Origin of the sequence: Pontibacter sp. E15-1 (assembly GCF_022601975.1) — a bacterium.
Taxonomy (GTDB): domain Bacteria; phylum Bacteroidota; class Bacteroidia; order Cytophagales; family Hymenobacteraceae; genus Pontibacter.
In genome coordinates, this window is the sequence record NZ_JAKVIR010000036.1 from 18,160 (window position 1) to 43,775 (window position 25,616).

25 protein-coding genes are annotated in these 25,616 nt (G+C 53.9%); 9 read left to right on the forward strand and 16 right to left on the reverse strand.

The features are described 5' to 3' along the window. Positions 1-72: 72 nt before the first annotated feature. Positions 73-573: a GNAT family N-acetyltransferase gene (locus MKJ04_RS20470; protein WP_241643733.1), complete on the reverse strand. Its 501-nt coding sequence runs from the start codon at positions 571-573 to the stop codon at positions 73-75. A 128-nt stretch (positions 574-701) separates the two neighbouring features. Between MKJ04_RS20470 and MKJ04_RS20475 the strand changes: the two genes are divergently transcribed. Further along, complete coding sequence (locus tag MKJ04_RS20475; RefSeq protein ID WP_241643735.1) at positions 702-1,700, forward strand: zinc-binding dehydrogenase; 999 nt, start codon at positions 702-704, stop codon at positions 1,698-1,700. A gap of 78 nt (positions 1,701-1,778) precedes the next feature. Here the strand turns inward: MKJ04_RS20475 and MKJ04_RS20480 are convergent, their stop codons facing one another. Then, entirely contained in the window at positions 1,779-3,977 is a 2,199-nt protein-coding gene (locus tag MKJ04_RS20480) for a S9 family peptidase (RefSeq protein WP_241643736.1), read from the reverse strand. 165 nt (positions 3,978-4,142) lie between these two features. Here MKJ04_RS20480 and MKJ04_RS20485 point away from each other — a divergent pair, with 165 nt between their 5' ends. From MKJ04_RS20485 to MKJ04_RS20495, 3 genes are all read left to right on the forward strand, one after another. Continuing rightward, complete coding sequence (locus tag MKJ04_RS20485; RefSeq protein WP_241643738.1) at positions 4,143-4,400, forward strand: acyl-CoA-binding protein; 258 nt, start codon at positions 4,143-4,145, stop codon at positions 4,398-4,400. 310 nt (positions 4,401-4,710) lie between these two features. Beyond that, on the forward strand, positions 4,711-7,677 hold the full coding sequence (locus MKJ04_RS20490; protein ID WP_241643740.1) for a SusC/RagA family TonB-linked outer membrane protein: 2,967 nt from the start codon (positions 4,711-4,713) through the stop codon (positions 7,675-7,677). An 18-nt stretch (positions 7,678-7,695) separates the two neighbouring features. Further along, positions 7,696-9,033 carry a RagB/SusD family nutrient uptake outer membrane protein gene (locus MKJ04_RS20495; RefSeq protein WP_241643742.1) on the forward strand — a complete coding sequence of 446 codons (1,338 nt, stop codon included), beginning with the start codon at positions 7,696-7,698 and terminating at the stop codon, positions 9,031-9,033. 66 nt (positions 9,034-9,099) lie between these two features. Here MKJ04_RS20495 and MKJ04_RS20500 read toward each other — a convergent pair whose 3' ends face one another. From MKJ04_RS20500 to MKJ04_RS20515, 4 genes are all read right to left on the reverse strand, one after another. Then, on the reverse strand, positions 9,100-9,507 hold the full coding sequence (locus tag MKJ04_RS20500) for a DUF2007 domain-containing protein (RefSeq protein WP_241643744.1): 408 nt from the start codon (positions 9,505-9,507) through the stop codon (positions 9,100-9,102). Between the two features lie 21 nt (positions 9,508-9,528). Then, positions 9,529-9,753 (reverse strand): CDGSH iron-sulfur domain-containing protein, encoded by a 225-nt coding sequence (locus MKJ04_RS20505; protein ID WP_241643745.1) that lies wholly within the window; start codon positions 9,751-9,753, stop codon positions 9,529-9,531. Positions 9,754-9,983: 230 nt separating this feature from the next. Next, the gene (locus tag MKJ04_RS20510; protein WP_241643747.1) at positions 9,984-10,790 is read right to left on the reverse strand and encodes a hypothetical protein; all 807 of its coding nucleotides are present in this window, start codon (positions 10,788-10,790) and stop codon (positions 9,984-9,986) included. A 252-nt stretch (positions 10,791-11,042) separates the two neighbouring features. Next, a complete protein-coding gene (locus MKJ04_RS20515) occupies positions 11,043-13,481 on the reverse strand; it encodes a GAF domain-containing protein (protein WP_241643749.1) in 2,439 nt (812 codons plus the stop codon). A gap of 243 nt (positions 13,482-13,724) precedes the next feature. Between MKJ04_RS20515 and MKJ04_RS20520 the strand changes: the two genes are divergently transcribed. The 4 genes from MKJ04_RS20520 to MKJ04_RS20535 all read left to right on the forward strand — a co-directional run bounded on the left by MKJ04_RS20520 (position 13,725) and on the right by MKJ04_RS20535 (position 17,565). Next, positions 13,725-14,354: a DUF6565 domain-containing protein gene (locus tag MKJ04_RS20520; protein ID WP_241643750.1), complete on the forward strand. Its 630-nt coding sequence runs from the start codon at positions 13,725-13,727 to the stop codon at positions 14,352-14,354. 269 nt (positions 14,355-14,623) lie between these two features. Beyond that, positions 14,624-15,238 (forward strand): deoxynucleoside kinase, encoded by a 615-nt coding sequence (locus MKJ04_RS20525; RefSeq protein ID WP_241643752.1) that lies wholly within the window; start codon positions 14,624-14,626, stop codon positions 15,236-15,238. Positions 15,239-15,413: 175 nt separating this feature from the next. Next, positions 15,414-17,084, forward strand: a complete 1,671-nt coding sequence (locus MKJ04_RS20530) for a dipeptidyl-peptidase 3 family protein (RefSeq protein WP_241643754.1) — start codon at positions 15,414-15,416, stop codon at positions 17,082-17,084. A 268-nt stretch (positions 17,085-17,352) separates the two neighbouring features. Beyond that, positions 17,353-17,565 (forward strand): hypothetical protein, encoded by a 213-nt coding sequence (locus MKJ04_RS20535; protein ID WP_241643756.1) that lies wholly within the window; start codon positions 17,353-17,355, stop codon positions 17,563-17,565. A 153-nt stretch (positions 17,566-17,718) separates the two neighbouring features. On the opposite strand, the gene MKJ04_RS20540 is transcribed toward MKJ04_RS20535, so the two are convergent. From MKJ04_RS20540 to MKJ04_RS20565, 6 genes are all read right to left on the reverse strand, one after another. Continuing rightward, the gene (locus MKJ04_RS20540; protein ID WP_241643759.1) at positions 17,719-18,858 is read right to left on the reverse strand and encodes an NAD(P)/FAD-dependent oxidoreductase; all 1,140 of its coding nucleotides are present in this window, start codon (positions 18,856-18,858) and stop codon (positions 17,719-17,721) included. Positions 18,859-18,861: 3 nt separating this feature from the next. Beyond that, positions 18,862-19,113 (reverse strand): hypothetical protein, encoded by a 252-nt coding sequence (locus MKJ04_RS20545; RefSeq protein WP_241643761.1) that lies wholly within the window; start codon positions 19,111-19,113, stop codon positions 18,862-18,864. Then, positions 19,110-19,763 carry an alpha/beta hydrolase gene (locus tag MKJ04_RS20550; RefSeq protein WP_241643762.1) on the reverse strand — a complete coding sequence of 218 codons (654 nt, stop codon included), beginning with the start codon at positions 19,761-19,763 and terminating at the stop codon, positions 19,110-19,112. The genes MKJ04_RS20545 and MKJ04_RS20550 overlap by 4 nt, the downstream gene beginning before the upstream one ends. A 174-nt stretch (positions 19,764-19,937) precedes the next feature. Further along, a complete protein-coding gene (locus MKJ04_RS20555) occupies positions 19,938-20,624 on the reverse strand; it encodes a hypothetical protein (RefSeq protein ID WP_241643764.1) in 687 nt (228 codons plus the stop codon). Positions 20,625-20,940: 316 nt separating this feature from the next. Beyond that, positions 20,941-21,264 (reverse strand): SPW repeat protein, encoded by a 324-nt coding sequence (locus MKJ04_RS20560; protein WP_241643767.1) that lies wholly within the window; start codon positions 21,262-21,264, stop codon positions 20,941-20,943. Positions 21,265-21,292: 28 nt separating this feature from the next. After that, positions 21,293-21,853, reverse strand: a complete 561-nt coding sequence (locus MKJ04_RS20565; protein ID WP_241643769.1) for a vitamin K epoxide reductase family protein — start codon at positions 21,851-21,853, stop codon at positions 21,293-21,295. Positions 21,854-22,633: 780 nt separating this feature from the next. Here MKJ04_RS20565 and MKJ04_RS20570 point away from each other — a divergent pair. Then, positions 22,634-22,837 carry a hypothetical protein gene (locus MKJ04_RS20570; protein WP_241643770.1) on the forward strand — a complete coding sequence of 68 codons (204 nt, stop codon included), beginning with the start codon at positions 22,634-22,636 and terminating at the stop codon, positions 22,835-22,837. Between the two features lie 10 nt (positions 22,838-22,847). Here MKJ04_RS20570 and MKJ04_RS20575 read toward each other — a convergent pair whose 3' ends face one another. From MKJ04_RS20575 to MKJ04_RS20590, 4 genes are all read right to left on the reverse strand, one after another. Then, positions 22,848-23,288 (reverse strand): hypothetical protein, encoded by a 441-nt coding sequence (locus MKJ04_RS20575; protein WP_241643771.1) that lies wholly within the window; start codon positions 23,286-23,288, stop codon positions 22,848-22,850. Between the two features lie 86 nt (positions 23,289-23,374). After that, a complete protein-coding gene (locus MKJ04_RS20580) occupies positions 23,375-23,740 on the reverse strand; it encodes a Rieske (2Fe-2S) protein (protein WP_241643772.1) in 366 nt (121 codons plus the stop codon). Between the two features lie 5 nt (positions 23,741-23,745). After that, entirely contained in the window at positions 23,746-24,132 is a 387-nt protein-coding gene (locus MKJ04_RS20585; protein WP_241643773.1) for a YobA family protein, read from the reverse strand. Between the two features lie 430 nt (positions 24,133-24,562). Beyond that, a complete protein-coding gene (locus MKJ04_RS20590; protein ID WP_241643774.1) occupies positions 24,563-25,264 on the reverse strand; it encodes a hypothetical protein in 702 nt (233 codons plus the stop codon). Positions 25,265-25,616 lie beyond the last annotated feature (352 nt).

Genomic DNA, 25,616 nt, shown 5'->3' on the forward strand with positions numbered 1-25,616 from the left:
AAATACAAAAATCAGTTAGCCGGAAGGGGGCAGCCATTGTGGCTGCCCCCTTCTTTTTTTTCGACTGAAACTTCAAAGCTCCTTGCGCATCACAAAGTCATTCATCCAGTAAGGGCCGATGGGGATGTCTTCCTGCAGGTGCACCTGGTAGCCGCAGCGGCCGTAAAACTCCCTGGCCTTGTTGTGGCGGTTCACGTTCAGATCGAGGAAGCGGGCACCAAGGGCGCTCACCTCATCTTCTACTGCCGCCAGAAACGCTTTGCCATAGCCTTTGCCCTGTGCCTCGGGCAGCAGGTATATTTTATTGAGTTTATATACCCCTTCTGCCGCATCTTTGCCGGAATAGGCTGCAAAGCCAACGGGCACCTCCGCTTCAAGAAAAAGCAGGAATGTCTGGCCCTCCTGCATTTGCCGCTCCAGCGCCTCTCCCGAGTAAATCACGCCAAACATATAGTGAATCTGCTCTTTGCACAGGATGCTGCCGTAGGTTGGCTCCCAGGTGGCTGCGGCAAGTGCCTCAATCAACGGGACGTCTGCTAAACTGGCGGTTCGGATAGAATACTCTGCGCGCATAGGTATAGGTGCTGGTGGAAGGGCAAGGTACTCCGCAAAAAGAAAACTGTCAATGCGGAGCGTATTTTATGTACTCTGGCTAATTCTTCTATTTTTGTGTGAGGTCATCATATCCGTAAAGCGAAAACATGAAAGCAGTATACTTAGAGGCGATCGACGCGCCCTTCACCCTCATCGACACCGACAGACCAACAGCAGGGCCCGGCCAGGCCATCGTGCAGGTAAAGGCCGCCGCCCTCAACCGCCGCGATGTCTGGATTCAGCACGGCAAGTATTTCCTGAAAGACTATCCTGCCATCCTGGGCTCTGACTGCGCGGGTGTGGTAACAGAGGTAGGTGCTGGCGCAGACCCGAAATGGGTAGGGCAGGAGGTGCTCGTGGACCCCGGCTCGAACTGGGGCGACAACCCACGGGCACACTCCGCTGACTACAAGATTCTGGGTATGCCGCAGGCCGGTGCTTTTGCCGAGTTCGTGCAGGTGCCTGCCGAAAACCTCCACCACAAGCCACCGCACATGAGCTTTGAGGAGGCCGCTGCCTTGCCTCTGGCGGGCCTGACGGCTTACCGATCGGTGTTCAGCAAGTGCGGGCTGCAGCCCGGTGAGAAAGCGCTGGTAACGGGAGCCGGTGGGGGGGTGGCGCTTTTTGCCATGCAGTTTGCCATAGCCGCAGGCGCTGAGGTATGGGTTACGTCCGGGGACGAGGAGAAAATAGAAAAGGCAAAAGCGCTGGGTGCAGCCGGAGGTATAAACTACAAGCTAGAAGACTGGGGGAAACAACTGAAAGCCCAGGTCGGCGGATTTGATGTGGCGATTGACGGGGCTGGAGGCGAAGGATTTGTGCAACTTGTAAAGCTGGCCAAGCCCGGCGGGCGCATCGCCATGTATGGCGGCACCACTGGCATGATCGGGAAGATAAACCCGGCCGAGATTTTCTGGAAGCAGCTGGCCATTTTTGGAAGCACAATGGGCACCGCCCAGGATTTCGCGGGTATGATGAAACTGGTGCGGGAGAAGGAGATCAAGCCGGTTGTGGATGTGGTGTTCCCGCTGGAAGAGGCGGAGCAGGCCATGCGCTATATGGAAGCCAGCAAGCAGTTTGGCAAGATCGTGCTGCGGGTGGGGTAGCCGATGGTTGTTTATGTAGAGACGCAAAATTTTGCGTCCCTACAATTGCGTCCCTACATAAACAATCAGCAACCAGACTTACTGGTTCTGTTCCAGCAAATTCAGTAGGAAAGCATACTGCAGCGCTGTTTCCTTGTAGCGCTCGAAGCGGCCGGAGGCACCGCCGTGGCCGGCCACCATGTTGGTGTGCAGCAGCAGGGTGTGGTTGTCCGTTTTCATGTCGCGGAGCTTGGCTACCCATTTGGCCGGTTCCCAGTACTGCACCTGCGAGTCGTGGAGGCCCGTGGTGACGAGCATGTTAGGGTAGGCTTTGGCTTCCACATTGTCGTAAGGCGAGTAAGACAGCATGTAGTCGTAGTACTGCTTCTCGGCGGGGTTGCCCCACTCGTCAAACTCCCCGGTGGTCAGCGGAATACTGGTGTCCAGCATCGTGGTCACCACGTCCACAAAAGGGACGGCAGCCAGCACACCTTTAAACAGCTCCGGGTGCATGTTCACCACAGCGCCCATTAGCAGGCCCCCGGCGCTGCCGCCCTGGGCAAACAGCTTGTCGGGGTTGGTGTAGTGCTGGTCAATCAGGAACTGGGCGGCGTCGGTAAAGTCGGTAAAGGTGTTTTTCTTCTTCAGCATCTTGCCGTTCTCATACCATTGGCGGCCCATCTCCTGGCCTCCGCGAATGTGCGCGATGGCAAACACAAAACCGCGGTCCAGCAGGCTGAGGCGCACCGAACTGAAGCTCGGGTTCGTGCTGTAGCCGTATGAGCCATAGGCGTAGAGCAGGGTCGGGTTGTTGCCGTTTAGCTGTATCCCCTTTTTATATACCAAAGACACAGGGATTTTGGTCCCGTCTTCGGCGGTGGCGTAAATGCGCTTCGCCTCATAGTTCTCCGGGTTAAAATCACCCACCACTTCCTGGCGCTTCAGCAGTTCCCGCTCCTTCGTCTGCATGTTGAAATCATACGTGGAGTTGGGCGTGGTCAGAGAGCTGTACTCGTAGCGCAGCGTCTTGCTGTCGAAGTCGGGGTTGGTGCCGATGTAGGCGGTATAGGCCTCCTCGCCGAAATCAACATAATAATCCGTTTTCGGGTCGGCCCATTTGCGCACGCGGATCTGCGGAAGCCCGTTTTTGCGCTCCTGCAGGGCCAGGTAGTCCCTGAAAATCTCGATGCCCTCCAGCAGCACGTCCTCGCGGTGCGGGATAACCTCCTTCCAATTGGCCTTGCCGGGCTTGCTCACCGGGGTCTGCATCAGCTTAAAGTTGGTGGCGCCGTCCTTGTTGGTCACGATGTAAAACTTGTCGCCGAAGTGGTCCACGCTATACTCCAGGCCACGCTCGCGCGGCTGTATCATCTTAAACTCCCCATTGGGCTTGTCGGCATCCAGGTAGCGGTACTCATTAGAGAGCGTGCTGCCGCTCCCGATGATGATGTACTTATCGGACTTTGTTTTGAAGACGAAGGTGCCGAACGTCTCGTCGGTTTCGTGGTATACCTCCTGATCCTGAGCGGTGGGCATGCCCAGCGTGTGCTTGAAGATTTTGAAGGAGCGGAGCGCCGGGTCCTTCATGGTATAGAACACGGTTTTGTTGTCGTTGCCCCATACGGCGGTGCCGGTGGTGTTGGGTATGGCGTCGGGCAGCAGCTTGCCGGTTTTCAGGTCTTTGAAACGGATGGTATACTTGCGGCGGCTCACGGTGTCCTCGCCGAAGGCCAGCAGCTGGTTGCTCGGGCTCACATCCATACTGGCGGCGGCGTAGTAGCTCTGGCCCTGGGCACGCTCGTTGGCGTTCACCATCACCTCCTGGGGCGCCTCCAGCGAGCCTTTCTTCCGGGCATAAATGGGATACTCCTTGCCTTCCTCGTAGCGGGTATAATACCAGTAGCCATCGTCCTTAAAGGGCACCGACTCGTCTTTCTGCTTGATGCGGCCCACAATCTCCTTGTAGAGTTTCTCCTGAAGCTCCTCGGTATGGGCCAGCACCTGCTTGGTGTAGTCGTTCTCGGCGTTGAGGTAGGCGATCACCTCGGGGTCTTCGCGCTGGTTCATCCAGTAATAGTTGTCGGTGCGCGTGTCGCCGTGCGTGGTTAGTTGCTTCGGCACCTTTTTGGCCACAGGAGGCTGCAGTTCCTGCCCGATGGCAAGCACCGCAGCACTTTGCTGGGGCAGGGCGACCGTGGCGGTGGCGGGAGTGTTGCTTGGTGAGCAGCCCGACGCGAAGGCAAGGCATGCGCTGAGTAGTGTGGCAGAGGCTGCCGTTTGCGGTTTAAAAAGCTTCATAGGTTTAGATAAGTATGAGATTGGCTTCGGGCCACAGTCCTTTGCGGTAGCCACACAGCAAATTCAGCAAAAAACCGCAGGAAACAAAACTGGAATAAATAGGATGCATGCAGCGTGATTTTTCGTAAATTGACATCATACCCCATACCTAAACCCCAAACCAGAATGGCAACACAAACAGAATTTGAACAGGCAGTAGAAAGGTCGAAGACATTGGCCGAGCGCCCCAGCAACACGGTGCTGCTGCAGCTGTACGGCCTTTTTAAGCAGGCCACAGAAGGAGACGTGAACACAGACCGCCCTGGTGGCTTCGATTTTAAGAACATTGCCAAATGGGATGCCTGGAAAGAGCAGAAAGGCAAGAGCCAGGAAGAAGCCCGCGATGCGTATGTACAGCTGGTGGATGAGCTGGCGAAGAAGTAGAGGGCCCAGAATTATCCTGGAAGGGCAATGGCTGTATAGGCCATTGCTTTTTTTTTTGTGACAGAGCCAAACGCGAAAGCTTGCGTTCGGGAGGTAGCATATAGGATAAGTTAAATATTATAAAATCATAGATAGGGCGTGTTTTTTTGGTGTATAAGATTTAACTTATTGATATATAGATATTTGAAAATTAGCGAAGTATGTTTTAACGTTGGTATACTATCCGATAAATCATAGTTAACTTGTTTTAAGCTCAAAAGCGGGAGGTTGCTGCCCCCATGTCATATTCTACTACTAAACTATACTTTCTATGATGAACAAGTACGCTCTCAGGGCACTCATGCTATTGCTATGGGGAATGCCCTTCGCCGTTTTAGGGCAAACGACTGTGCGGGGAACCGTGACAGACGCTGGCTCAGGATCTGCTTTACCGGGTGTGAGTGTGGTGGTGCCCGGCACCACACTCGGCACGAATACCGACGTCTCCGGAGAATACACAATCCAGTTGCCAGGCAGTGCCGGCCAGTTGCAGTTCTCCTATCTGGGCTACGTGACGCAAACCGTCGACGTGACGGCTGCCAACCCCACCGTGAACGTGCGGTTGCAGGAACGCCTGACCAGCTTGAGTGAGGTAGTGGTGACGGGCCTGGCCACCACCGTAAAGCGCTCGAACGCGGCAAACGCCGTGTCCTCGCTGAATACCCGGGAAATTACCGGTATCACGACGCCGCAAACCGTGGACGGGGCCATCAGCGGCAAGCTGGTGGGCGCGAACGTGGTCGCCAACTCGGGAGCCCCGGGCGGGGGTATGGCTATGAAGCTGCGCGGGATTACCTCTATCTTCGGGAACGCGCAGCCGCTCTTCGTGGTGGATGGCGTGATCATCGACAACTCCTCCATCTCTGCCGGCCTGAACTCGGTCACGAACGCCGCCGGAGGCGGCAGCTCTTCCACACAGGATAATGCCTCGAACCGCATTGCGGACATCAACCCTGCGGATATCGAGAATATTGAAGTGCTGAAAGGGGCCTCCGCAGCCGCTATTTACGGTTCCCTTGCCTCGGCTGGCGTCGTGATCATCACCACGAAGCGAGGGGCAGCCGGTAAAACCAAGATCGATTTCTCGCAGGACATCGGCATCACCAGGATCTCTAAAAAACTGGGGATGCGCACCTATACCGAGGAGCGGGCGCGGGCTTCATTCGGCGCCGCTGCCGTGCCTTTGTTTCAGGAGGCGCAAAGCCAGAACAGGTTTATCGATTATGAGGAGGAACTGTACGGCAACACGGGCTTGCTGCTCAACTCCAGGCTGAACGTGAGCGGCGGCAACGAGAAAACCCGGTTCTTTGTGGGCGGCCTGATTCAGGACGAAGAGGGCATTATCAAGAAGACGGGGTATAACAAGAAGTCTATCCGCTTTAACCTCGACCATGACCTCTCGGATCGTTTCGATTTCAGCCTGTCTACCAACTACATCAACTCCTCTTCAGACCGCGGATTGACCAACAACGACAACAAGGGGGTATCCTTCGGGATCGCCATGTCCTCCACGCCAAGCTTCGTGGATTTGCGCCGGGACGCCAACGGGTTTTACCCCAACAACCCGTTTGCCGCCTCCAACTTTCTGCAAACCCGCGACCTGATCACGAATCAGGAAGCCACAGACCGGTTTATCGGCGGGTTCACGTTGAACACCAAGCTGCAGAGCAGCGAGATGAGCAACACGAAACTGGTGATCCGAAGCGGCCTTGACTTCTACAATTACAGGACCCGGGCCTTGTTCCCGACCACGTTGCAATTCCAGTCTAACGGCAACGGAACAGCCGGGGCCTCTATCCAGGGCAACTCGTATAACCTGAACACCAACCACGCTGCGTTCATCGTAAACAACCTTGCTCTCTCTGATAACAACCTCAACCTAACGTCTACACTCGGAGTCACGCGCGAGAACTTCAACCAGGACCAGGTGCTAAACACGGCCACGAAACTGATCGGCGTGCAGACAAACCTGGACCAGTCCGGGGCCGTTGCTGCCACGCAATACAGGCTGATTACCCGAAACAAGGGGCTGTTCTTCCAGGAGGAGGCGAACTACAGAGACCGGATTATCGCAACGGCCGGTATACGCCTGGATAAGTCGTCGAACAACTCGAAGGTGAACGAGTTTCAGGCCTTCCCGAAAGCCTCTCTCGCCTTAAACCTGGGTAACTTCGATTTCTGGACGTGGGACGCTGTTAACCTCTTAAAGCTGCGTGTCGCCTATGGCGAGTCGGGTGGCTTCCCGCCGTTCGGGGCAAAGTATACCTCCTTTACCCCGTTTAACATTGGCGGAAACGGGGGCTTAGTACCGGACATCCAGCGCGGGAACGAGGATATAAAGCAGGAGCGCCAGAAAGAGCTGGAGGCCGGGCTGGACTTCGGCTTGTGGGATAACAAGGTCATCTTTGAGGGAACGGTGTACAACAAAACCGTTTCGGACCTGATCCTTTTTCAGGGTGTGCCGGCCTCTTCGGGCTTTACCACGCGGGTTGTAAACGGCGGAGAGCTTAAAAACCGTGGTTTCGAGTTGGCGGTCACGACTACTCCCTTTGAGGGGCCGGACTTTAAGTGGAACTCCCGGACGAGTTTCTGGGTGAATAACTCGGAGGTGACACAGTTGGACGTGCCCGCTTTCCCGCTTGGCGGTTTCGGCACCACGCTCGGCACCTTCTTTATCGAGAAAGGGAAATCTGCCACCCAGATTGTGGGTATAGACGGTGACCGCGGGGTCGTGAAACTGGGCGATGCCAGCCCTGATTTCCAGATGAACTTCCATAACTTCCTCACCGTGAAGCGAAATCTCACGTTCTCCTTCCTCCTGCACTGGAAGAAAGGCGGGGAAAACATCAATCTGACGGAATTGCTGACTGACCTTGGCGGCACATCCCCAGACTTTGACGATGACGACAATAGCAACGGGGTAACGAACGCAAAGGAGCGCACCGATGCGCTCGGCGTAACGGCAAGGCCGTTTGTTCAGGATGCCTCATACCTGCGCATGCGCGAGATCGGGCTGTACTACACGCTCCCCGCAACAGCGCTGAGCGATGTGTTTGGCTCCCTTGTCCGGGAACTGAAGGTAGGGGTGTCGGCCAACAACGTTTTCGTGATCACAGACTATCGTAGCTACGATCCGGAAGTGTCGAACTTTGGGGCCAACGGGCTGTCAACAGGCGTTGAAGTGACCCCGTTTCCGGCTTCCAGAAGAATGTTCTTCCATTTTATGATCGGCTTCTAATTTTAAATGTATACAGACATGACGAATTTCCTCAATACTATAAGCTATAAGCAGGTGATCGGTGCGCTGGCACTTCTCATCATGCTTCCTGCCTGCGAGGTAGACAATATTCCGGACCCCAACAACTCTACCCTGGACGTGGTAGAGCTGAATGCCTCAATCCCAACCCTGAACAACCTGGTGGTAGGCACTGAGGCTGCCATGCGCATTGACATTGCCACCTATTACGATGGCATGGCAGTGATAGGGCGTGAAATCTACCGCTTCTCGGGTTCTGAGCCGCGCTTTGCCACTGATCTGTTAGGCGGCGGAAGCGCTGTGTTGGATAACAACACGTTTTATACCACCCGCCCCTGGAACGGTAGGTATCGGGCTGTGAAAGATGCGAATATCCTCATAGCCGCCGTAAACAACACAAATCAGGTAACGGAGGAGCAAAAGCAGGGCTATTTAGGGTTCGCAAAAACCATAAAGGCGCATCAGCTGCTGATGAACCTGACGATGATGAACGAGAACGGGATTCGCCTTGACGTAGCTGACCCGGATAACTTAGGCCCGGTGGTGGGGCGCGCTGCAGCCTATACGGCCATCGCGGCCATGCTGGATGAAGCGAAGGTTCATTTGCAGAATGCAGGCGACGACTTTGCTTTTCCGCTTTCTGATGGCTTCGAGGGTTTTAAAACACCCGCTTCTTTTCTGACGTTTAACCGGGCCCTGGCCGCCAGGGTGGCCGTGTACCGTGAGAACTTCGACGAAGCACTCACTTATCTGAATGAGTCTTTCCTGCAGCTTAACAACGTGGCGGGCAGCTTCAGGATGGGGGTATACCATACCTTTAGCAACGCTTCCGGGGATATCCTCAACCCTGTGTTTCTCCCCCGTAATTCGACCGGAGAGATCCGCCTGGCCCACCCGCGCTTCGTGACGGAAGCCTCGCCGAACGATGACCGCCTGGCCAAGGTGGCTTTGCGCGAGGCAGAGGCGACCCAAAGCGATTTAACCAGCCGGTATGATGTGTTTGTGTATAAAACGAACACAGACCCCATGCCGATTATCCGGAACGAGGAGTTGATCCTGATCTATGCCGAGGCGAAAATCCAGACGGGTGCGCTAATGGATGCGGTTTCAGCGTTAGACCTTATCCGGACAGGCCATGGCTTGCTGCCGTATGCAGGCGCTGTTACCAAAGAGGCGCTGATTGATGAGCTGCTGCGCCAGCGCCGCTATTCGCTCTATTTCGAGGGGCACCGTTGGGTAGACATGCGCCGTTACAACAAACTAAGTGAGCTGCCGCTAGACCGTGCCGGCGATGACGTATGGGTCAGTTTCCCGATTCCGTTTAACGAAGGGGTATAAACCTATCTGTTGGCTTTCGGCACAAAAAAAGGGCGTCTCTTCAGACGCCCTTTTTTTGTGCGATGCTTATGGTTTCCAGCGGTTTCCGCAGTTATGGCATTCATACCGGTCACCGAAGAGGGCGTCCAGCAGGTAGGGCCGTTGCGCCGTATCGGTGGAGCCGCACCGCGGGCATGTTACCTGTTCTACCGGAGGTGGCTCAGCCGCATCGGGCGGTGCAAGGTCAATGGTGTCGTAGTCGAAGTTTGTGCTGCCCTGCCATATCTGTTTCAGAATGCCCCTGGCCTCGTCCTCGTCGTTCTCCGTCACCTTAAGCTTCACGCCCCCCACCGCCACCGAGTAAAACGGATGCGCCCCGATGATGTGCTCATCGCCCAGAAAGCACAGGATGCCCTCCGACTCCAGGCGGCCTTTCAGGATATAGGCTTCCGTTACGTCGTTAAAAGTGGCAATAGTGATCAGGCGCTCGGCCATACGGGTTGCTGTTAAGGGGTGTTACTGCTTCTTGGGCGGAAGGTCAAACGCCTCCGCGTTGTGCTCAAAATGGCCTTTATGGGAGCCATCGCAAAAAGGCTTGTTGCTGGACAGCCCACAGCGGCAGATAGACACCAGCTCGCGCCCCTGCAAACCGTATGGGTTTCCGTTTTTGTCTACAATCTCAAATTCGCCCTCTACACGCAGTGAGCCATTGTTGTTCACAGTAATTTTTGTTTTTGCCATTTTACAGGTTATTTGGTAAGTGATCAAAGTTAGGGAAGCAGGGCAGCGACAAAGCGGCGCGCCCGCTGGTAACGCCCAGTAGCGAGCAGGCCTACGGCTTCAGTTGCTGGGTACTTCAAACAAATATAACTAATTAGGCTGACAACTGCGCGCGGTGGCCCAAGAAAGCAAAACCGGCCCTACGTGCGAGACGCCGGGCCGGTTTTGCCTGATCGGGATGTAAACAGCGGTTAGTTGCTGTACAGGTAATTGAACGTCTCGCTCTTGCCTGTCGGCGATACCACGGTTTGCGTAAGGGGGTACCCGCGCTCATCGTAGGTATACGCATAGGTATACTTGTATGTCTTCTTGCTGTTGTGCACCAGCGCCGAGGAAGCAATCATGTTATTCGGGCTGCTGGCACTCCCTGGCTCCGCAAGCTCATGAAATGGGTTCTGATTGGAGTCGTAAGAGTAGGTGGTGGTAGAGAAGAGGCTGGCCTCGCCTTTGTCGTCGATCACATACTGCTTCTCGTTGGCATAGTTGCCGTTCGGCAGCAGCTCAAAGGTAGTGTATGAGGTAGGTATGGCTTCTTCTGTAGCACTATTCACCTCGTAAAGCGACTTCTTCTTCAGGTTATTTTTGGTGTCATACTCCACGGTGGCCAAGGCGCTGTACTCCAGCTTGCCGCCTTTGTAATAGGCCATCTCTGTTTTGGAGAGCAGGCCGTTCGTGTTGTAGGTATACTTTTGCTCTGAGAGAAGGGCATGGTTGCCGGCTGCGTAGGAGGTCGCTTTCACCAGCTTGCCGCTGCCGTCGCGCTCGTATTTGTCGAAGCTCTCTAGCTTCCCTGTTTTGGTGTCGTAATGGTTGACCTGGCTCAATTGTTTGCCAGAAAAGGCATAAGCGGTAACTGCAGCGGAGTCCGCCATCACATGAGAAATCATACCCTGCTCGAACGCTGGCATGGCTGTCTCCTGCTCATTTTTTTCACAAGAACTGAGTGCTACCGCGCCGCAGAAAAGGAGGGCGGGCATAAATCTGTTTTTCAATCTCATTTGGCTAAAAGTTGAAATAATGAAACATTGGCCTGCTGTGCAGGTTTCAGGGAAAACGCAGATTAAGTTTTAAAAATTGCACTTGCTGTGAAAGTATCTGAGACGCACGCATCTAAACGGTAAACTATATAATTTATAAACAGCTGTAAACCAAGGTGTAAAAGACCGGTTCCGTGCCTACGAAGAGATTGAAAATTAGTTGAAAATAAGTTTAGATATAAAATTTACTATATTATATCTTGGGCTGATTTCTCAGTTTAGACTGGCACTCTGGGCAATGTTCAGCAACTCGTCGCCGGCATCAATGTCGTGGCGCAGTTCTTCCCTGAAATTGATAGAGAGGCGCAGCGCCTTCAGGCCCGGAACCCCCGGCAACTCTTCCACCTCCAGGTGCTCCACCTCCTCATGGATATACCCCTCCGAATGCAGGAAATCGATGTACCGCTGATACTCCACGGCGTCTTTCTGCTGAGTGTACACGATCGCGATTTTGCCGGGCTGCGTGATGCGCTCCTCCGAGCCGCGCACCGTGGCCTTGTCGATTCGCTTCTTGATGATCTCGTAGCGGATGTTGTTCGCGCCGTCCACGTCAAACTTCTTCTCATCCAGCCTGAACCGTATGGAGATCGGATCGCTGTGCACGAGAATGAGCTGTGTAATCTCGAGCGGCAGCTTCAGGTTAGCGCGCAGCTTGTGTATGCGCCGGGCAATCTCGCAGGTAAGCATAAGCTGCCACAGGCGCATGTTTTTAAGGTAAATCGGGTCGTAGTCGCCGTTGTTCAGCAGCGACGAGCCGATGTAGATGTTGTATTCCAGGCCATCCGTGCGGTATTTCTCAAAGTAATGCGGAAACAGCTGCTGGGCCTTTTCCTCTTCCCGCTCCAAAAACGTGGAGATGGTCTCGTTGATCATGAAGAGGCTCTCCTCATACGCGCGCCGCTTGTTATACACCACCCGGTAGGGGTTGTTTATCGCGTTGCGGTATGCCTGTATGGCCGCTTGCGCAGCCGGGCGCTTTCTGCTGAAATGGTCGAAGAGGGGTTCGATTTCTGTCCGGAGGAAGTCGAGCACCAGCACTTCGTCCCCGGAGCCGAGCTCGTTGAGGATGTTGAGCGAGTACTTGTCGATCTTAAACACCAACTCATCCAGAATAGACAGCGGCAAGTTGTCTTTCACGGCCAGGATAACCTCTTTGGCCAGCACCAACTGCTCCAGCAGGTCTCCCTGAATGGCCTTGTTGCGCTCGGTGGCTGATCCGCGGATGTCGGAGGCGCCATACAGCGGGTAAATCTCCCGGAACACGATCGGCTCTATCTCGGAGCTGACATTCCGCTCTATCTTTTCAAGCAGGTTCACCGCGGCCTTTGTAAAGCGCCATTCTACCACGGGGTGTATAGCAGTGTACTTCTCTTTGATGATGCTCTGTATACTGTTTCGCAGCTCGCCGAGGCTCCGGTTTATGGCCAGGGCAAACAGCGGAAGCAGCTCCTTCAGCCGGATGGTGGACAGCGCGTTCAGCTCCCCCGGTATGGGCGAGGCCAGTTCCATCAACCCGATAATCTGCTTGTCATACACCAAAGGGGCCACGATGAGGTTGCGGATGCCGGACTCCAGCAACTGTTGCTCTACCCTGGTGGGGTTGGCAAACTGCTTCAGGTCTTCCACAATGATCGTGTTTCCGCGCCGTAGCACAGGCTCATAAATCGAGTTGTTGAGGTCCTTCAGCATCAGGTCGCAGTTCTGTGTCAGCACCAGCCCGTTCCAGATTCTGCGGGCATAGCTGGTGTCAAACTCATGCAGCGAAGGGCAGGAGGAGAAACCCAGCCGGATGTCGGGCAGGCCAAAAAGGATGCGCAGTTTTTGCTGCAGGTTCAGAAAACCCTCCTCAGTGCTCACAGAGCTGCGGTCCAGCAAATTCAGGCGCAGCGAGGAGAGCGTCTCCTCGTTGGTCACTTCCGTGAAGTCATAGAGGGAGAAGCCGGAAAACTCAAAATTCTCGGGAGGCAGCTTCATCATCCACAGGTCCAGGTCGTTGTAGCGGTTGATGAGGAAGTTGATTTCCTGCGCAGACAGTTTCTTGATCTCGCCCTTCGCCTTCACTTCCATGAACTTCAGGTCGATGAGCAGCTTGTAATGCCGCGGCAAGCCCGTCAGCTTGTCTTTGACCGTGAAAATAAAGGGCTCGTCGATGCTGAAGTTGGCGTTGTAAAACTTTTCGAGAATGAGGGTATAGGCAGAGAGGGTTAGCCGGAAAAGCAGGGTTTTCGGGTCCAGGTTCAGCAGCTCGGCATAATTGTCGCCCTTCAGCAGCTTGAGATCCTCCAGTTTTGGCGAGGCGTAAAAGCTCTCGAAGTGAAACGGCACTACGGCCGCCATCATCTCGTTCTCCCACAGCGCGCTCGGAAAGATATCCTCCATCAGGATGTCCACCGTCTCCATGTGCTTCTCAATGACGGACACCTGCTCTATCGTCCCGGTAAGGTCGGAGGTGTTGCGCAGCAGGTCGGCCAGCTCCCGCACGCGCGCCGGGTTGCAGCTCGGGTCAGTTTTTTCCTTGTTCTCCCAATAGGCGATGAGCGGTGACAGGCTCAGGGAGGTTTTGAACGGGAACTTGTCTACGCTCAGGAATATATCGTTGTTGGATATGGAAACAACAGACTCATGAAAGTTGCCTTTGTCGATTTTGCTCATATGGATGTTGGTTACATGCAGCGGAAAGGGTGTCCGTAGCATATTTTGTGCCGCCAATGCCTAGTAAACGAAGTTTATCCGCAAAAGATAACAGAAAGAAAGTATCGATTATCGTAAGTTTGTGTGCCCGGGAAGAGTATTGCTGCGTGGCGTTGTTGCAAACCGGACGGAACGTGTTTTGTAAGTGTGGCATACTATTTACGGCAAAGGCATGTTATAGTTTATTTACGAAATTAACGAACAATGGACAAACTGATAAGATGGATACTGGTGCTGCTGCTGGCGGCGGTAACGGTGGAAGGGGCACAGGCGCAAACGAAAGTAGAGCAGGACCTGGCCGAGTTGCGCACCTGGATGCAGCGCCGGTCGGCTCAGGCCGACAGCACCATTCGCCAGGAGTGGCCCAACGTGAAGCAGGAGTACCGGGAGCTGACCTATGGCCTGAACCAAAACTCCCAGAAGCTCTCGGAAAGCTCCCGGAAGGAGTATGACGAGATGAAACACCGCTACAAGGGCTGGGAAGAACGCAACGAAAGCGAAGCTGTGGACCTGGACGGGGAGGAGCTGGAGCGCTGGGAACGGCAGCTGGCAGGCACGACCCACATTAGCAGGCTGAAGCCCGTGAAGATGCGCGATGCCTATGTGCAGCTGCTGGAGCAAACCCGTGAGCGGCGGCGCGAGTGGAGCCTGCGCGACTGGGAATATGCCGAGTTTGTGTACGGCGAGCTGAACAACCGTAGAAACGAGCTCCAGGACCAGCTAAGCAGCGGCGACAAGATCAAGATTGCCGCGCTGCAGGTAGAGTTCGCCTCCCTTAAGAAAGGCCGCGAAGCCCGAGAGGCCTACGAGACCATGCGCGAGAAGAACCGCTAATCCGGCCCAAAGGCCTGCTATACCCCCTGGAGCCCCGGTAGCAAACGCGCTGCCGGGACTCCAGGGGGTATAGCCATTGTGCCCGAGTCGCACATGTGCTGTTGGGCTGCCTGCTGTAGGCACGCGGAGTGGAAACCTGGCGGGGCCTACGGCAAGGGGTATAGCCATATGTGGATAACATGGTGGGCAAATGTGCGGGGGGCAAGCACCAACCTCTGCCTGAAAAGCCGTACTTTTGCTACCCAATTCAGACAAAACCATACCTTACCATGCACATTGCAATCGTCGGCAACATTGGCGCCGGCAAAACCACGCTGGCCACCAAACTTTCCCAACACTTTAAATGGGATCTGTACCTGGAGGCTGTTGAGGACAACCCCTACCTGAAAGACTTTTACGAGGACATGGAGCGCTGGGCCTTTCACCTGCAGGTGTACTTTCTGAACAGCCGCTACAACCAGGTGCTGCAGATTCAGGCCAAGGACAGCAGCGTGATCCAGGACCGCACGATCTACGAGGACGCTTTTATATTTGCGAAGAACCTGCATGTGTCGGGCCTGATGACCACCCGCGATTACGAGAATTATTTCGCCCTCTTCCAGTCGATGATCAGCAGGGTAAAGCCGCCGGATCTGATGATCTACCTGAAAGCCGACCTGCCGAAGCTGATTGGCCAGATTGAGAAGCGCAACCGCGACTACGAGAACAGCATCAGCATCAATTACCTCCGCAACCTCAACGACCACTACACTGCCTGGATGGGCAGCTACGACCTGGGCAAGCAGCTGGTGATTGATGTAAATAACCTGGACTTTGTGGCCAACCCCGAGGATTTAGGCCTCATTGTCGAGAAAATACAGGGTGAGCTGTTTGGCTTGTTTTAAGCATACATACCTGCCGGGCAGCTAGCCGGTCATTTTAGCTATACCGCATGAGGGGAAGGGCCAACGCTCTTCCCCTCACTGTTTTAGGGGGTATGGCTGAGCAGGAAGGGGCGCGGGGATTGGCTGTCGGTCTGAATTTTGCTATCTTCATCACCAAAATAAAAGAATACATCACATGAAACCACGCCATATTCTATTTGCTTCAGCGCTTGCGGCCTCGGCCTTTGGCTGCAGCGGCAACACCGCTACTTCTACCACCTCAGAAACCCCTGCCACTCCCACGGCACAGGCAGACGACAGCTTGCAGCAAAAACTGGGCATGTATACCAGCGTGCGCCTCACTTCGCCGCTGCAGGGCCTCAGCGCCAACGAAAAGAAGATGATCCCGCTGCTGATCGAGGCGGCAGACATCATGAACAAGCTTTTCTGGTATGAGGCCTACGGCAAGCGTGACTCGCTCCTGAATTCCCTGAGCAGTGAGGCGGCCAAACAATACGTGCGCATAAACTACGGCCCCTGGGACCGCCTCGACAACAACAAGCCCTTTATCGCGGGGGTAGGCCCCAAGCCTGCCGCGGCTAACTTTTACCCCCCTGACATGACCAAGGAGGAGTTTGCCCAGGCCAGCCTGCCCGACAAAGCCAGCCAGTATACCTTCCTGCGGCGCGATGCCAACGGCAAGCTGATCACGGTGCCCTACCATGTTCAGTTTAAGGAGGAAGTGCAGCAAGTGGCTGACCTGCTGAAGCAGGCGGCGGCGCTGGCAGAAGACGCAGGGCTGCGGAAGTACCTGAACCTGCGGGCAGAGGCGCTGCTCACCGACAACTACCAGCCCAGCGACCTGGCCTGGATGGATATGAAAAGCAACAAGCTGGATGTGGTGATTGGGCCGATAGAGACGTATGAGGACAAGCTGTTCGGCTACAAGGCGGCCCACGAGGCATACGTGCTGGTGAAGGACATGGAATGGAGCGAGCGACTTGCCAAGTATGCCGCCTTCCTGCCCGAGCTGCAGCGGGGCTTGCCTGTGCCGGCGCCCTACAAGAAAGAAACCCCGGGCACCGACTCCGACCTCAACGCTTATGACGTGGTGTACTATGCCGGCGACAGCAACGCGGGTAGCAAGACCATTGCCATTAACCTGCCAAACGACGAGGAGGTGCAGCTGAAGCGGGGCACCCGTCGCCTGCAACTCAAAAACGCCATGCGGGCCAAATTTGATAAGATCATGGTCCCGATCGCCGGCGAGTTGATCGTGGCCGACCAGCAGCAGCACGTTACTTTCGATGCCTTTTTTGCGAACACCATGTTTCATGAAGTGGCGCATGGGCTAGGCATCAAAAACACCATCAACGGGAAAGGCACTGTGCGTGAGGCGCTAAAGGAGCAAGCCTCTGCGCTGGAAGAGGGCAAGGCAGACATTCTGGGCTTGTACATGATCACGCAGCTGCACGAGAAAGGGGAAGTAGCCGGGAGCCTTGAGGACTATTATACCACCTTCCTGGCCGGCATTTTCCGGTCGGTGCGCTTTGGGGCGGCCAGTGCCCACGGAAAAGCCAACATGGTGCGCTTTAACTTCTTTGCCGATAACGGTGCCTTTGCGCGCGACGAGCAGACTGGCCGCTACCGCGTGAACTACGTGAAGATGCGCGAGGCGATGAACAAGCTCTCTGAGAAAATCCTTACCCTGCAGGGCGACGGCGACTACGCGGGAGTAGGCGAACTACTAGACAGGCAGGGGCAGATCAGCCCGCAGTTGCAGGCAGACCTGGACCGCCTGGCCGAGGCCAACATACCTGTGGATATTGTCTTCGAGCAGGGGCCAGCTGTATTGGGGTTAAAATGAAACAGTATACTATTTTTATAATTAATTGATTTATAGCGATTTGCAATCAATAAGGCTGCCGAAAAAATAAAGATAAATTCAGGTTCCTGATTAACTTAGTCTAGCGGCTGCACCAATTTGGTGTAGCCGCTATATTTTTTAGGGAAAGTATAAGAAAACCCTCTGTTATCGAATTTTTAAAAAGACTACCAAAAACTTAATCAATTTTTAAAGAGTATGATGCTTTACAAAATAATTGTAAGTCAACCTCTTAACTCTGATATCAACCATGAAAAGCTTTTATGACTTTAACAGAAACAATCCAGAAGAGCGGCTGGAACAGTATAAGTTATTCCCGGAGATGGCGCTATACCATATAGCACTGCATGAAGAGATGGAAGAGGAGGAGTATCAGGCATTTTACAGCGCAGAGAAGGCGGCTTTTATGTATGCGGCACCACATATGCATCAGCAGCGTTCGCAACGGTGGGCAGCGGTATAGTATCCGGGCCTGCATAAAGACAAATGATACTATACAGTAGAAGCGAGCAGATGTCAGGTCTGGCTCGCTTCTTTTTTGCGGGGCTGCTATGCATCCGGGCTGAGGGGGCCGATCAGCTTCGAAGTCAGCCACTGCAAGGCCCGAAAGCAGCTGTTATACCTGCTGCAGCACCAGTTCCGCACCCTCCTGGCCCACCAGAGAGCCAATGGCGATGCCCATGCCACTCAGGCGGATGGCACAGCTAACGCGCGGGGAGGTGTGCTGCACAAGTGTGGTTTTTTCAGCGCCTACCCCCATGATGCCACTCCATCGCTGCTCAACCTCGAACGGGGTTTCGGGCAGGATGACGGTTTGCAGCAATTCTTCCAGCTTATGCTGTATAACCTCTGTCAACCCAAAATCTGTGGTTTGTTCTGTGCCGAAATCGAGGTTGCGGCCACCGCCAAACAACACCCGGTTCCCGATGTTGCGGAAGTAATAGTAGCCTTTGTCGTAGTGGAAGGTGCCTTTGAGGCGTAGCCCCTGGATAGGCTTTGTGATGAGCACCTGCGCCCGCGCGGGCACGATGGACAGTTGCGGAAGCAGTTTCCGGGCAAACCCGTTGGTGGCGATCAGGGCAGCCTTTGCCTGCACGGGAACACCCTGTTCGGTAATGGCAGTGATGCCGTCAGGCGCTTCCTGTATTTCCTGCACCTCCAGTCCGTTTAGCACCAATACGCCCAGTGCCTGCACCTTTTGAGTGAGCGCCACGATCATCTTTCCCGTGTCGATCTGGCCCTCGGCTGTGCTCACTATTAGGTGGCGCACGTGCCGAAAGCCAAAGTCAGGGATTTTGTGGTCTGCGCCCTGGAAGATGGCCGGCAGGCCCGTTATCGCGTGCAACTGTCTGTTCAGGTAGGGGAGGCGGTTCATGCAGGCGGCGTACAGTTCCTGCTGGTGCGGGGCAAAGAGCTCATACCCTCCCCACCGGTGAAAGTCAATCGCGGCGTCGCCCAGGTTCTGCCGCAGGCGCTGAAGCCCTTTCCAGCGGCGCGCCACCTGGCTGAACACCGCTTCGTCAGACAGATGCGTTAAATCGTCTAACAGTTCGGAGGGGCTGCCAAAGCAGGCGAACCCAGCGTTTTTGGAACTGGCGCCCGTAGGCAGCAGGCCGCGCTCCAGCACCAGCACTTTCAGGTTGGGCTGTACCGTCTTGAGGTGCAGGGCTGCACTCAGGCCAACAATGCCACTGCCCACGATCAGCACGTCGATATTGCTGAAATAGGATTCCCGCTCCCAGAAGCTGAACTGCATCGGCTACTGGTCCTCCCGGACGTATGGGTGTATATACTGACGGGCCTCTCCTTCGGTCATTTCCTCAAAATGGGTGAGCATGATTTCGCGTTCCCCTTTGTTCAGCCCCTTCACAAAAACGCTCTCCGGCGTAGCGTAAATGGCATAGTTATGCTCTCCAAAGGGGTATAAGTTATTGCTTTTCAGGATAACCGCATGTGTGAGGTCTAGCGCTTTGCCACCCGGAACAGACACTATAAATTTGCTCTGACTCATGTGCTTGCTAAAATTTGGCTCAATATACCACTTATTTCAGGCGCCCTGTCCATCACCATTAAATGTTCGCCGCCCTCCACCCGTATCAGGGCGGGGTTACTGCACAGCGGCAGCACACGGTCGGCGGTGCCGTGAAGCTGCACAAGCCCGGGTAGCCTTTCGGCCTGTTGCCAGTTCAGCAGCCGGCCCAGCGACCAGCGCAGATACGCTTCATCTATATCCAGTATAATTTCTTTCAGCAGTTTTTTCTCGGGGGGAGTATGGGCGCCGAAAAACCAGGGGGCGAGCGGCCATCCGCTTTGCAGCAGCCGTAGCGGAACGCGCCGATGCAGCTGCGTTTTGCCCAGCATACGGTAATACCAAGGCAAGGCACAGGAAGTGGCCATGCTGGAGATAATGATCGTTTTTTCAGGCTTCAGGAGCTTTGCCAGTTCTATGGCAACGACCCCCCCATACGATAAGCCAAGCAAAATTGGGTTTGGGTCAGTGATCTGCTGTTTCAGGCGCAGGGCGTAGCTATGCAGGGGCTCATCCGGGTGCTCAGGCGCGATCCACTCCACATGGTGCTGTTGCAGGTGGGCAGGCAATTGCAGGTACTGGAACATGCGCTTGTCGGCCCCCAGGCCACTGATCAGAAAAATATTACGCATATGGTCGCTCGCTAATGGCATAGCCAGAGCAATGCTGTCCTCTGGCTTTTACCGCAAAGATAGCCCGCAAAGCTATAGTCTCCTGCCACTCTTAGCAGAATTCTCAAGGCAAGGCAGCAGCGTAAGTCGAGTATCCTAAGCTGCTGCAGGGGGATTATGAAAGGAGCTTTTGTTTCAGGCTACTGCCTCCAATGCTTTGTGCGCCTCTTCTACCGGAGAGAAGCGCTTTTCGACACTGCTTTGCAGCACTTTAAGAGAGGTGCTGGTAAAATAGTAGAACCAGCCTGCAATCCCCATCAGCTTAAAGCCATCCTCGAAGAGCACCTCCAACTCATTTATTTTGGAGGGTGCCACCGCATCCGTCAGAACTGAGAGGGCCAGGAAACCCAGTGCAGAGAGTAGCACAAGGTATGATGTGTCGAGTATCTTGTTGAGGAAATAGGCCAGGTATAGAACCATTAAAAGAGGGTATACTACCACGACGTACTTCTCCCCGATTCCAAGTAGTTTGGGAATGGCTTCTTCGTGCAACAGCATGAAGTCGTCCAGAAGCAGGAAAGTAGTCAGGAGTCCTCCATATAACAGGAAATCCCGGTTGGCTGTTATTTTGGAGACGTTCAGATACACAACAGTGAAGAGACAGATGGCGGCGGTGGCGCACCAAAGCAGAATTCCCAGGTTAGAGATGAGTCCGAAATAAAACATACCCTTGGCCACAACCACAGCATCACGGGTGAGATCGCTTACTTTTACGAACGGCTGTAAATAGACGCCAACCATAATAAGGAAAGCTATGCCATAGAACAAAATGGCCTTGCGCAGCGCTGGCAACTGAGGGAGCAACAGGGGCTTAAAATTCATAAAAAGTATATAGTTAAAGCAGACTTCAGCTATATACGATATAGCAGGATTATGTTATTAAATTGTTAAATTATTTGAATAAAACGGCTCAAAATTGGCATACAGGCCACAAAATTTTTGAGCAGACGTGCGTAAGACCCAAGTGAGTTGACTAAAACTATGGGTTAACCTACATTTAGGTCAGTAGCCAGACTACGTTTATAGGGGGCGGCTTTCGTTAAAAGTGAAAGTAAAACCGTGAAGGTTTTAGCAAAGATTAAATCAAAGACCTAAATGGAGAAAGTGGGCTAAGGCGCACGATTAGCTTCGCTTGTCTTTATTGTTCCTTGGACTTCCAGATGGCAGACCAGCCACCGCCATACTGGTCCGTGATTTTGCCTTTCACCAGACTCAACCCGATCACAAGCGCTCCGACAACCATGTCATTCACCAACGGGGCGGTGTGTTGATACTGCAAAACCCAGGGTGCCAGCAGGAGCCAGGCACCCACCGGGAGGTTGTAGAGCCGGACCGAGCGGGTTGCCTCCCACCACGAGATAACAGCAAAGGAGGCAATGATGGGGCCTGCGATGTGCGCGTTGTCGGTCGCTATCTTCTCAGAGCCGATTATTGCCGGGGAGGCCATAAGCCAAATCCCCAATAGTGCGTTTAGTACTTGTGCCCACATATTAAATTACTTTTCCCTGTACTTCCTTATACCCCCAGAATGCCTTCCAAAGTGAAACCCGGGCGTCTTTTACGCGCCGCATATACTGCATGCTCGCCAGAAACTCATCCATGGCAGGCCCGATCATGATCACAGAAATGGCCGCAGAACAAAGGCACAGCGTGCACCAGGCATCGAACATTACGGGTTGCAGAATGACGAGCAGCACACTGATAAACCCCAGCGGGCCAACCGCGAGCCCAAACATAATCACGATCCAGGGCATGGTGCGCCAGCGGCGCGTACCCCCGATTGCCCCCGTCAGGGCATCTGCCAGGTAGCCGATTGCGCCCAGTGCGGCATCCGGTATCGGGAGCACCCGGGATACGCTGGACGTGAGGATCTTGCGGCTGTCGTTTCCGAAAAAGGGCTCCCAGACGGTTCCGAACACATTCAGTTGAAAAAGCGCCATGTAGGTGGCAATGCCAAAACCCAGGATCGCCAGCAGCACAATGGGAACCCGCTGCCCCCAGGAGGCGGGGTTATAGCTCCACCCGGGTGGAAAACCTTGCGTTTCGCTCATAGAGAAGATAATAGTATGAAGGTAATAGAGCCCATGTGCCAGTGCATCAGCCACAGAACTCAGGTATGCTGCGCACAACGCAGGCGTTGGCTTCGCTACAAAGCGGGCCGCCCGAAGCCTGCCGAAAATAGTTTGCAGCGGGAGCACCCGAAACAGAACTCTTAAACCAAGCCTAAACTTACGCCTCTACTACGTGACCTCTGGCAATGCGTTTTATTTACGGTTCCTTCTGGCAACCGGAGCGCCGCAGTGAGAATTGAATGTTATGGCAAGCTTTTTGGCGGGCTAGGTCGGAAAACCCTGAGCGGCAGTCTACTGCACATGGCTGGTTCGTGTCGTTCGCCAATGCAGGGTGGTATTCATGTTTTTGGGAGTAGGCCTGCGCAGGTATGCGCGAGAAAATGATGGTAATGCCTGTAGCCTTCCCGATATAGCATCCGGGTACTTCTGGGTATAAATCACTAAGCCCTGGCTGCCGGAGCAGGCATGCGCTTCCTTTGGCTTCAGGTGCAAATTTGATTAGGGTAGGTATGAAATTGATGCTCTGGAAATGTAATGGATATATGCGCGAAAGGCTGATTATAAATGACTTGTCTCGATGAACGACCGCTTTTCCCAGACAAAAAAATACGGGGAGTTCATGGAGGGATTAGCGAGGTTCGCAGAACGAAGCAGAGCATTGGTATAAGAGGGGTTTATGTAACGCAACAGTACTTGGCATGACATAGTACTATATGGTATAAGATTGATAAGAAATGTTAACCATATAATTTAAAAGCCATGAAAATCGTCGTTCTTCTCTTCGCCTCTTTTTTTAGTTTCGGTCTCGCAGTGCAGGAAACTGTGCGTGTAGACGCACCAGCGCAGGAAACAATCAGCTACCGTGCTCCGTCAGAGGCAATGCCCGAGGAGCCTATGCTGCACGTACTGTTGGATACGCTAGAAGTTACCGTGACAGCCCCGGCGGCCGTAGCGCTTCAGTAAGAAGCTTGCCTCAACAATTGCAGGAAAGCAGCCAGTTTATGGCTGCTTTCTGGTCGTTGAAGTTTTCGATGTATAGGTTCGGTATCAGGCGCATGTATAAATCGCGGGCAGAGAGCCTGCTGAACATGTTGCTGGAGTATACGTGGGCCATCGCGCAAAGCCCGGCTTCAACAGCCTTGGGCAGCCACTCATACTGTAACCAGTCGTTTGCGTCTGTCCAATCGCCGGAAACTTCGGTCTTATCGTTCAGCAGCCGTGCCATGGGCGTTTTTTGCATCAGGGCAAGGTATATGTTTGCTGTGGTCACAACGTCTCCAGCGGTAATGTGCCCTATCCATTTGGCTTCTATATAGTTGGGTTGCTGGAGCAACGTCACGAACAAATCCCCCTCGGCATGGACGAGCTGCAAGGGAGCTGGCCAGGCAGCAATCAAATCTTCGTAATCAGTCATAACGAGTCCCATAAGCGCACTGTTTAGTGTAATGTAGGGGAGGTGTGATTAGTTAATAGCCAGAATGCATCTTAAACCGGCAAGCGCTAGCCTGCCGGCAGGCTCTGCTGCCTGATGCCAATGTACATGCCATCATCGCGGAACTCAATGGGGTGTTGCACAGCGTTTCGGGTGCGGTATTCACACTCACGGCCGCTTTCCAGGTCGAAGCGATAGCTGTGCCACGGACAGATCACCTCATTCAGGTAGTTGGTGGTGCCGCGGCTGAGTGAGTGGCCGAGGTGCGGACAGGCATCGTCCAGCGCGAAGAACCCCTTGGCTGTGTGCGCCAGGCAGATTGTACGGCCATCCACTTCCAGGCGCAGAAGCTGCCGTAGCGCGACTTGGGCTTTCGCCTCCTGTTCGGAGGAGAAGATTTTGTGCCAGGTATAAAGTGCCGGAGATGCTGCCATGTGCCTTAAAGTTCGTGTTCCACGCGTATGGCCTTGGCATAGCCCTGCACCGGCATCGACTCAAGCTTATTGCCGTCCAGCCACGCCTTAATCTCATGCCCCTCGCGCAACTGCTCGGGTTTCAGGGGCTTCCCGTTCATGTCCTCAATCTTCGTGTCCTCATCAATCCGGATGCTTGCGTCCGGGTAATCGCCTGTGAGGCCTTCTATGGCCTTGACCATAATCACGGCCTTTGCCGTGCTGTTTTTGGTGGCAGAGCGTTTGATGCTGCCGATATAACCGTGCACCTCAGGCAGTGTGTCGGGGATGCGCTTGGGCTCCTGGCTGCATCCGCTGAAGAGAAAGAGGCAGAGGAAAGGGAAGTAAAGAAGGATGAAGTGTTTTCTTCTCACAAATAGGTCTGTTAAGGGTCAGTAGTAAAAGTGTGTGTGTGATTGCGTTACATTTGGATTTGCTCCAACAAAGGATCCAGCTAGGCGCCTTCGAGGCAGCAAAGAGGCCAGCGAAATGGTTAGAGACGCGTGCTATGCCATTACCTGCGTCCATACCCAGTGCTTTTCGGCAGAGGCGGTATCCTTTTTAGCATACGGCATACGGCCTTTTACGGCTACGGTGTCTGCCTCAAACTGACACTTATACGAAGATTTTAATTTTGGGTAAAACTTTTCCGGTTTTTCCTGAAAATTTTGGGAGGTGGTTTCATGCAGAACGGGCGGGGCTCTTTGATGCCTGCCTCGGTGTAATCGGCTGCCAAACAAAAATCCCTCTTGCTGCACACTGTCGGCAGCAAGAGGGATTCGATATGGTATGTGAAGGGCACTATCAGGCCACGCGCAGGTATGAATCACCGAGCAACGCTTTCCGGATACGCACCTCCGACTCGTAGTGCGACAGGAAATCGCCGCGGCGGCAGTTCTGCGTTTGTGGCTCTTGCAGCAGCACCACTTTTGCGCGCTTACCTACTGTTATCACCCCAATGCGGCGGCGCTGGCAAACGTGCAGCAGATGCTGGGCCAGTTCGTTTCTGCGGAAAGTCAGGCTACTGACGGATATACCCAGCCACTGCTCGTCGGCGGGGGCATTTTTCAGGTCATCAAGCAAAACCTCTATTTTTTTCTGTAGCCGGATCTTTAGCAGGAAACTGTGCAGCACAAGTCCAGCGAAGGCAATGACCAAAGCCAGTGGCAAGGCGTAAAAAACGGACAGGTTAATGGCCTGAATGCCCACCCAGAGAGAACTCACCAGCAGGAAAGCCGCCGTGCCGAAGCGAAGCTTGCCAAGTCCATCGCTTTTGTAGCTGTTTAGTAGCGTAGCGATATCAGCAGAATTTCTGGTGCTGAGCGAGGCAATAAAAAGGCTTTTGTCCGGGTTCTCGAAAGAGAAAAGCCCATCTACCAAATGCCCTTGTTTTGTGCGTTCAGCCTGACCAGTCAGGATTTTTCTGGCTCCCATGTGGGTGGTATAATGGGAGCGAAGGAAGTCGAAGGCAAAGTCTTCTATCCGGGTTTCTTTGTTTTTTGGCATAAATCGCAACTGTGTTTCAAAGGCTTACGGCGAAGGAACAAAAGCTTTGTCTTGCGTTCGCAACATGCAGCCAGCACGCCTTATAATTTTTGTATTGTTTAAAAGGGAGATAGTGACATGCAACTACCAGGATATAAAAATGCTGACCAACAAACTTTTAGCAAACATATAGTATTCCTAATATAAAAGCAACCGAAATTTAAATTTTTTATAAGAAACGTTATTTATTCCAGTCTATTATCCGGCCATGCGGCTATACGCAATAAAGCCAGAAGCCGCCGGGCGATTTGCCCCGTATGGCAAAAATTGTTGTATGGCACCTTGTACTGTCTTTCTGGGTGGGTGGCGGGAA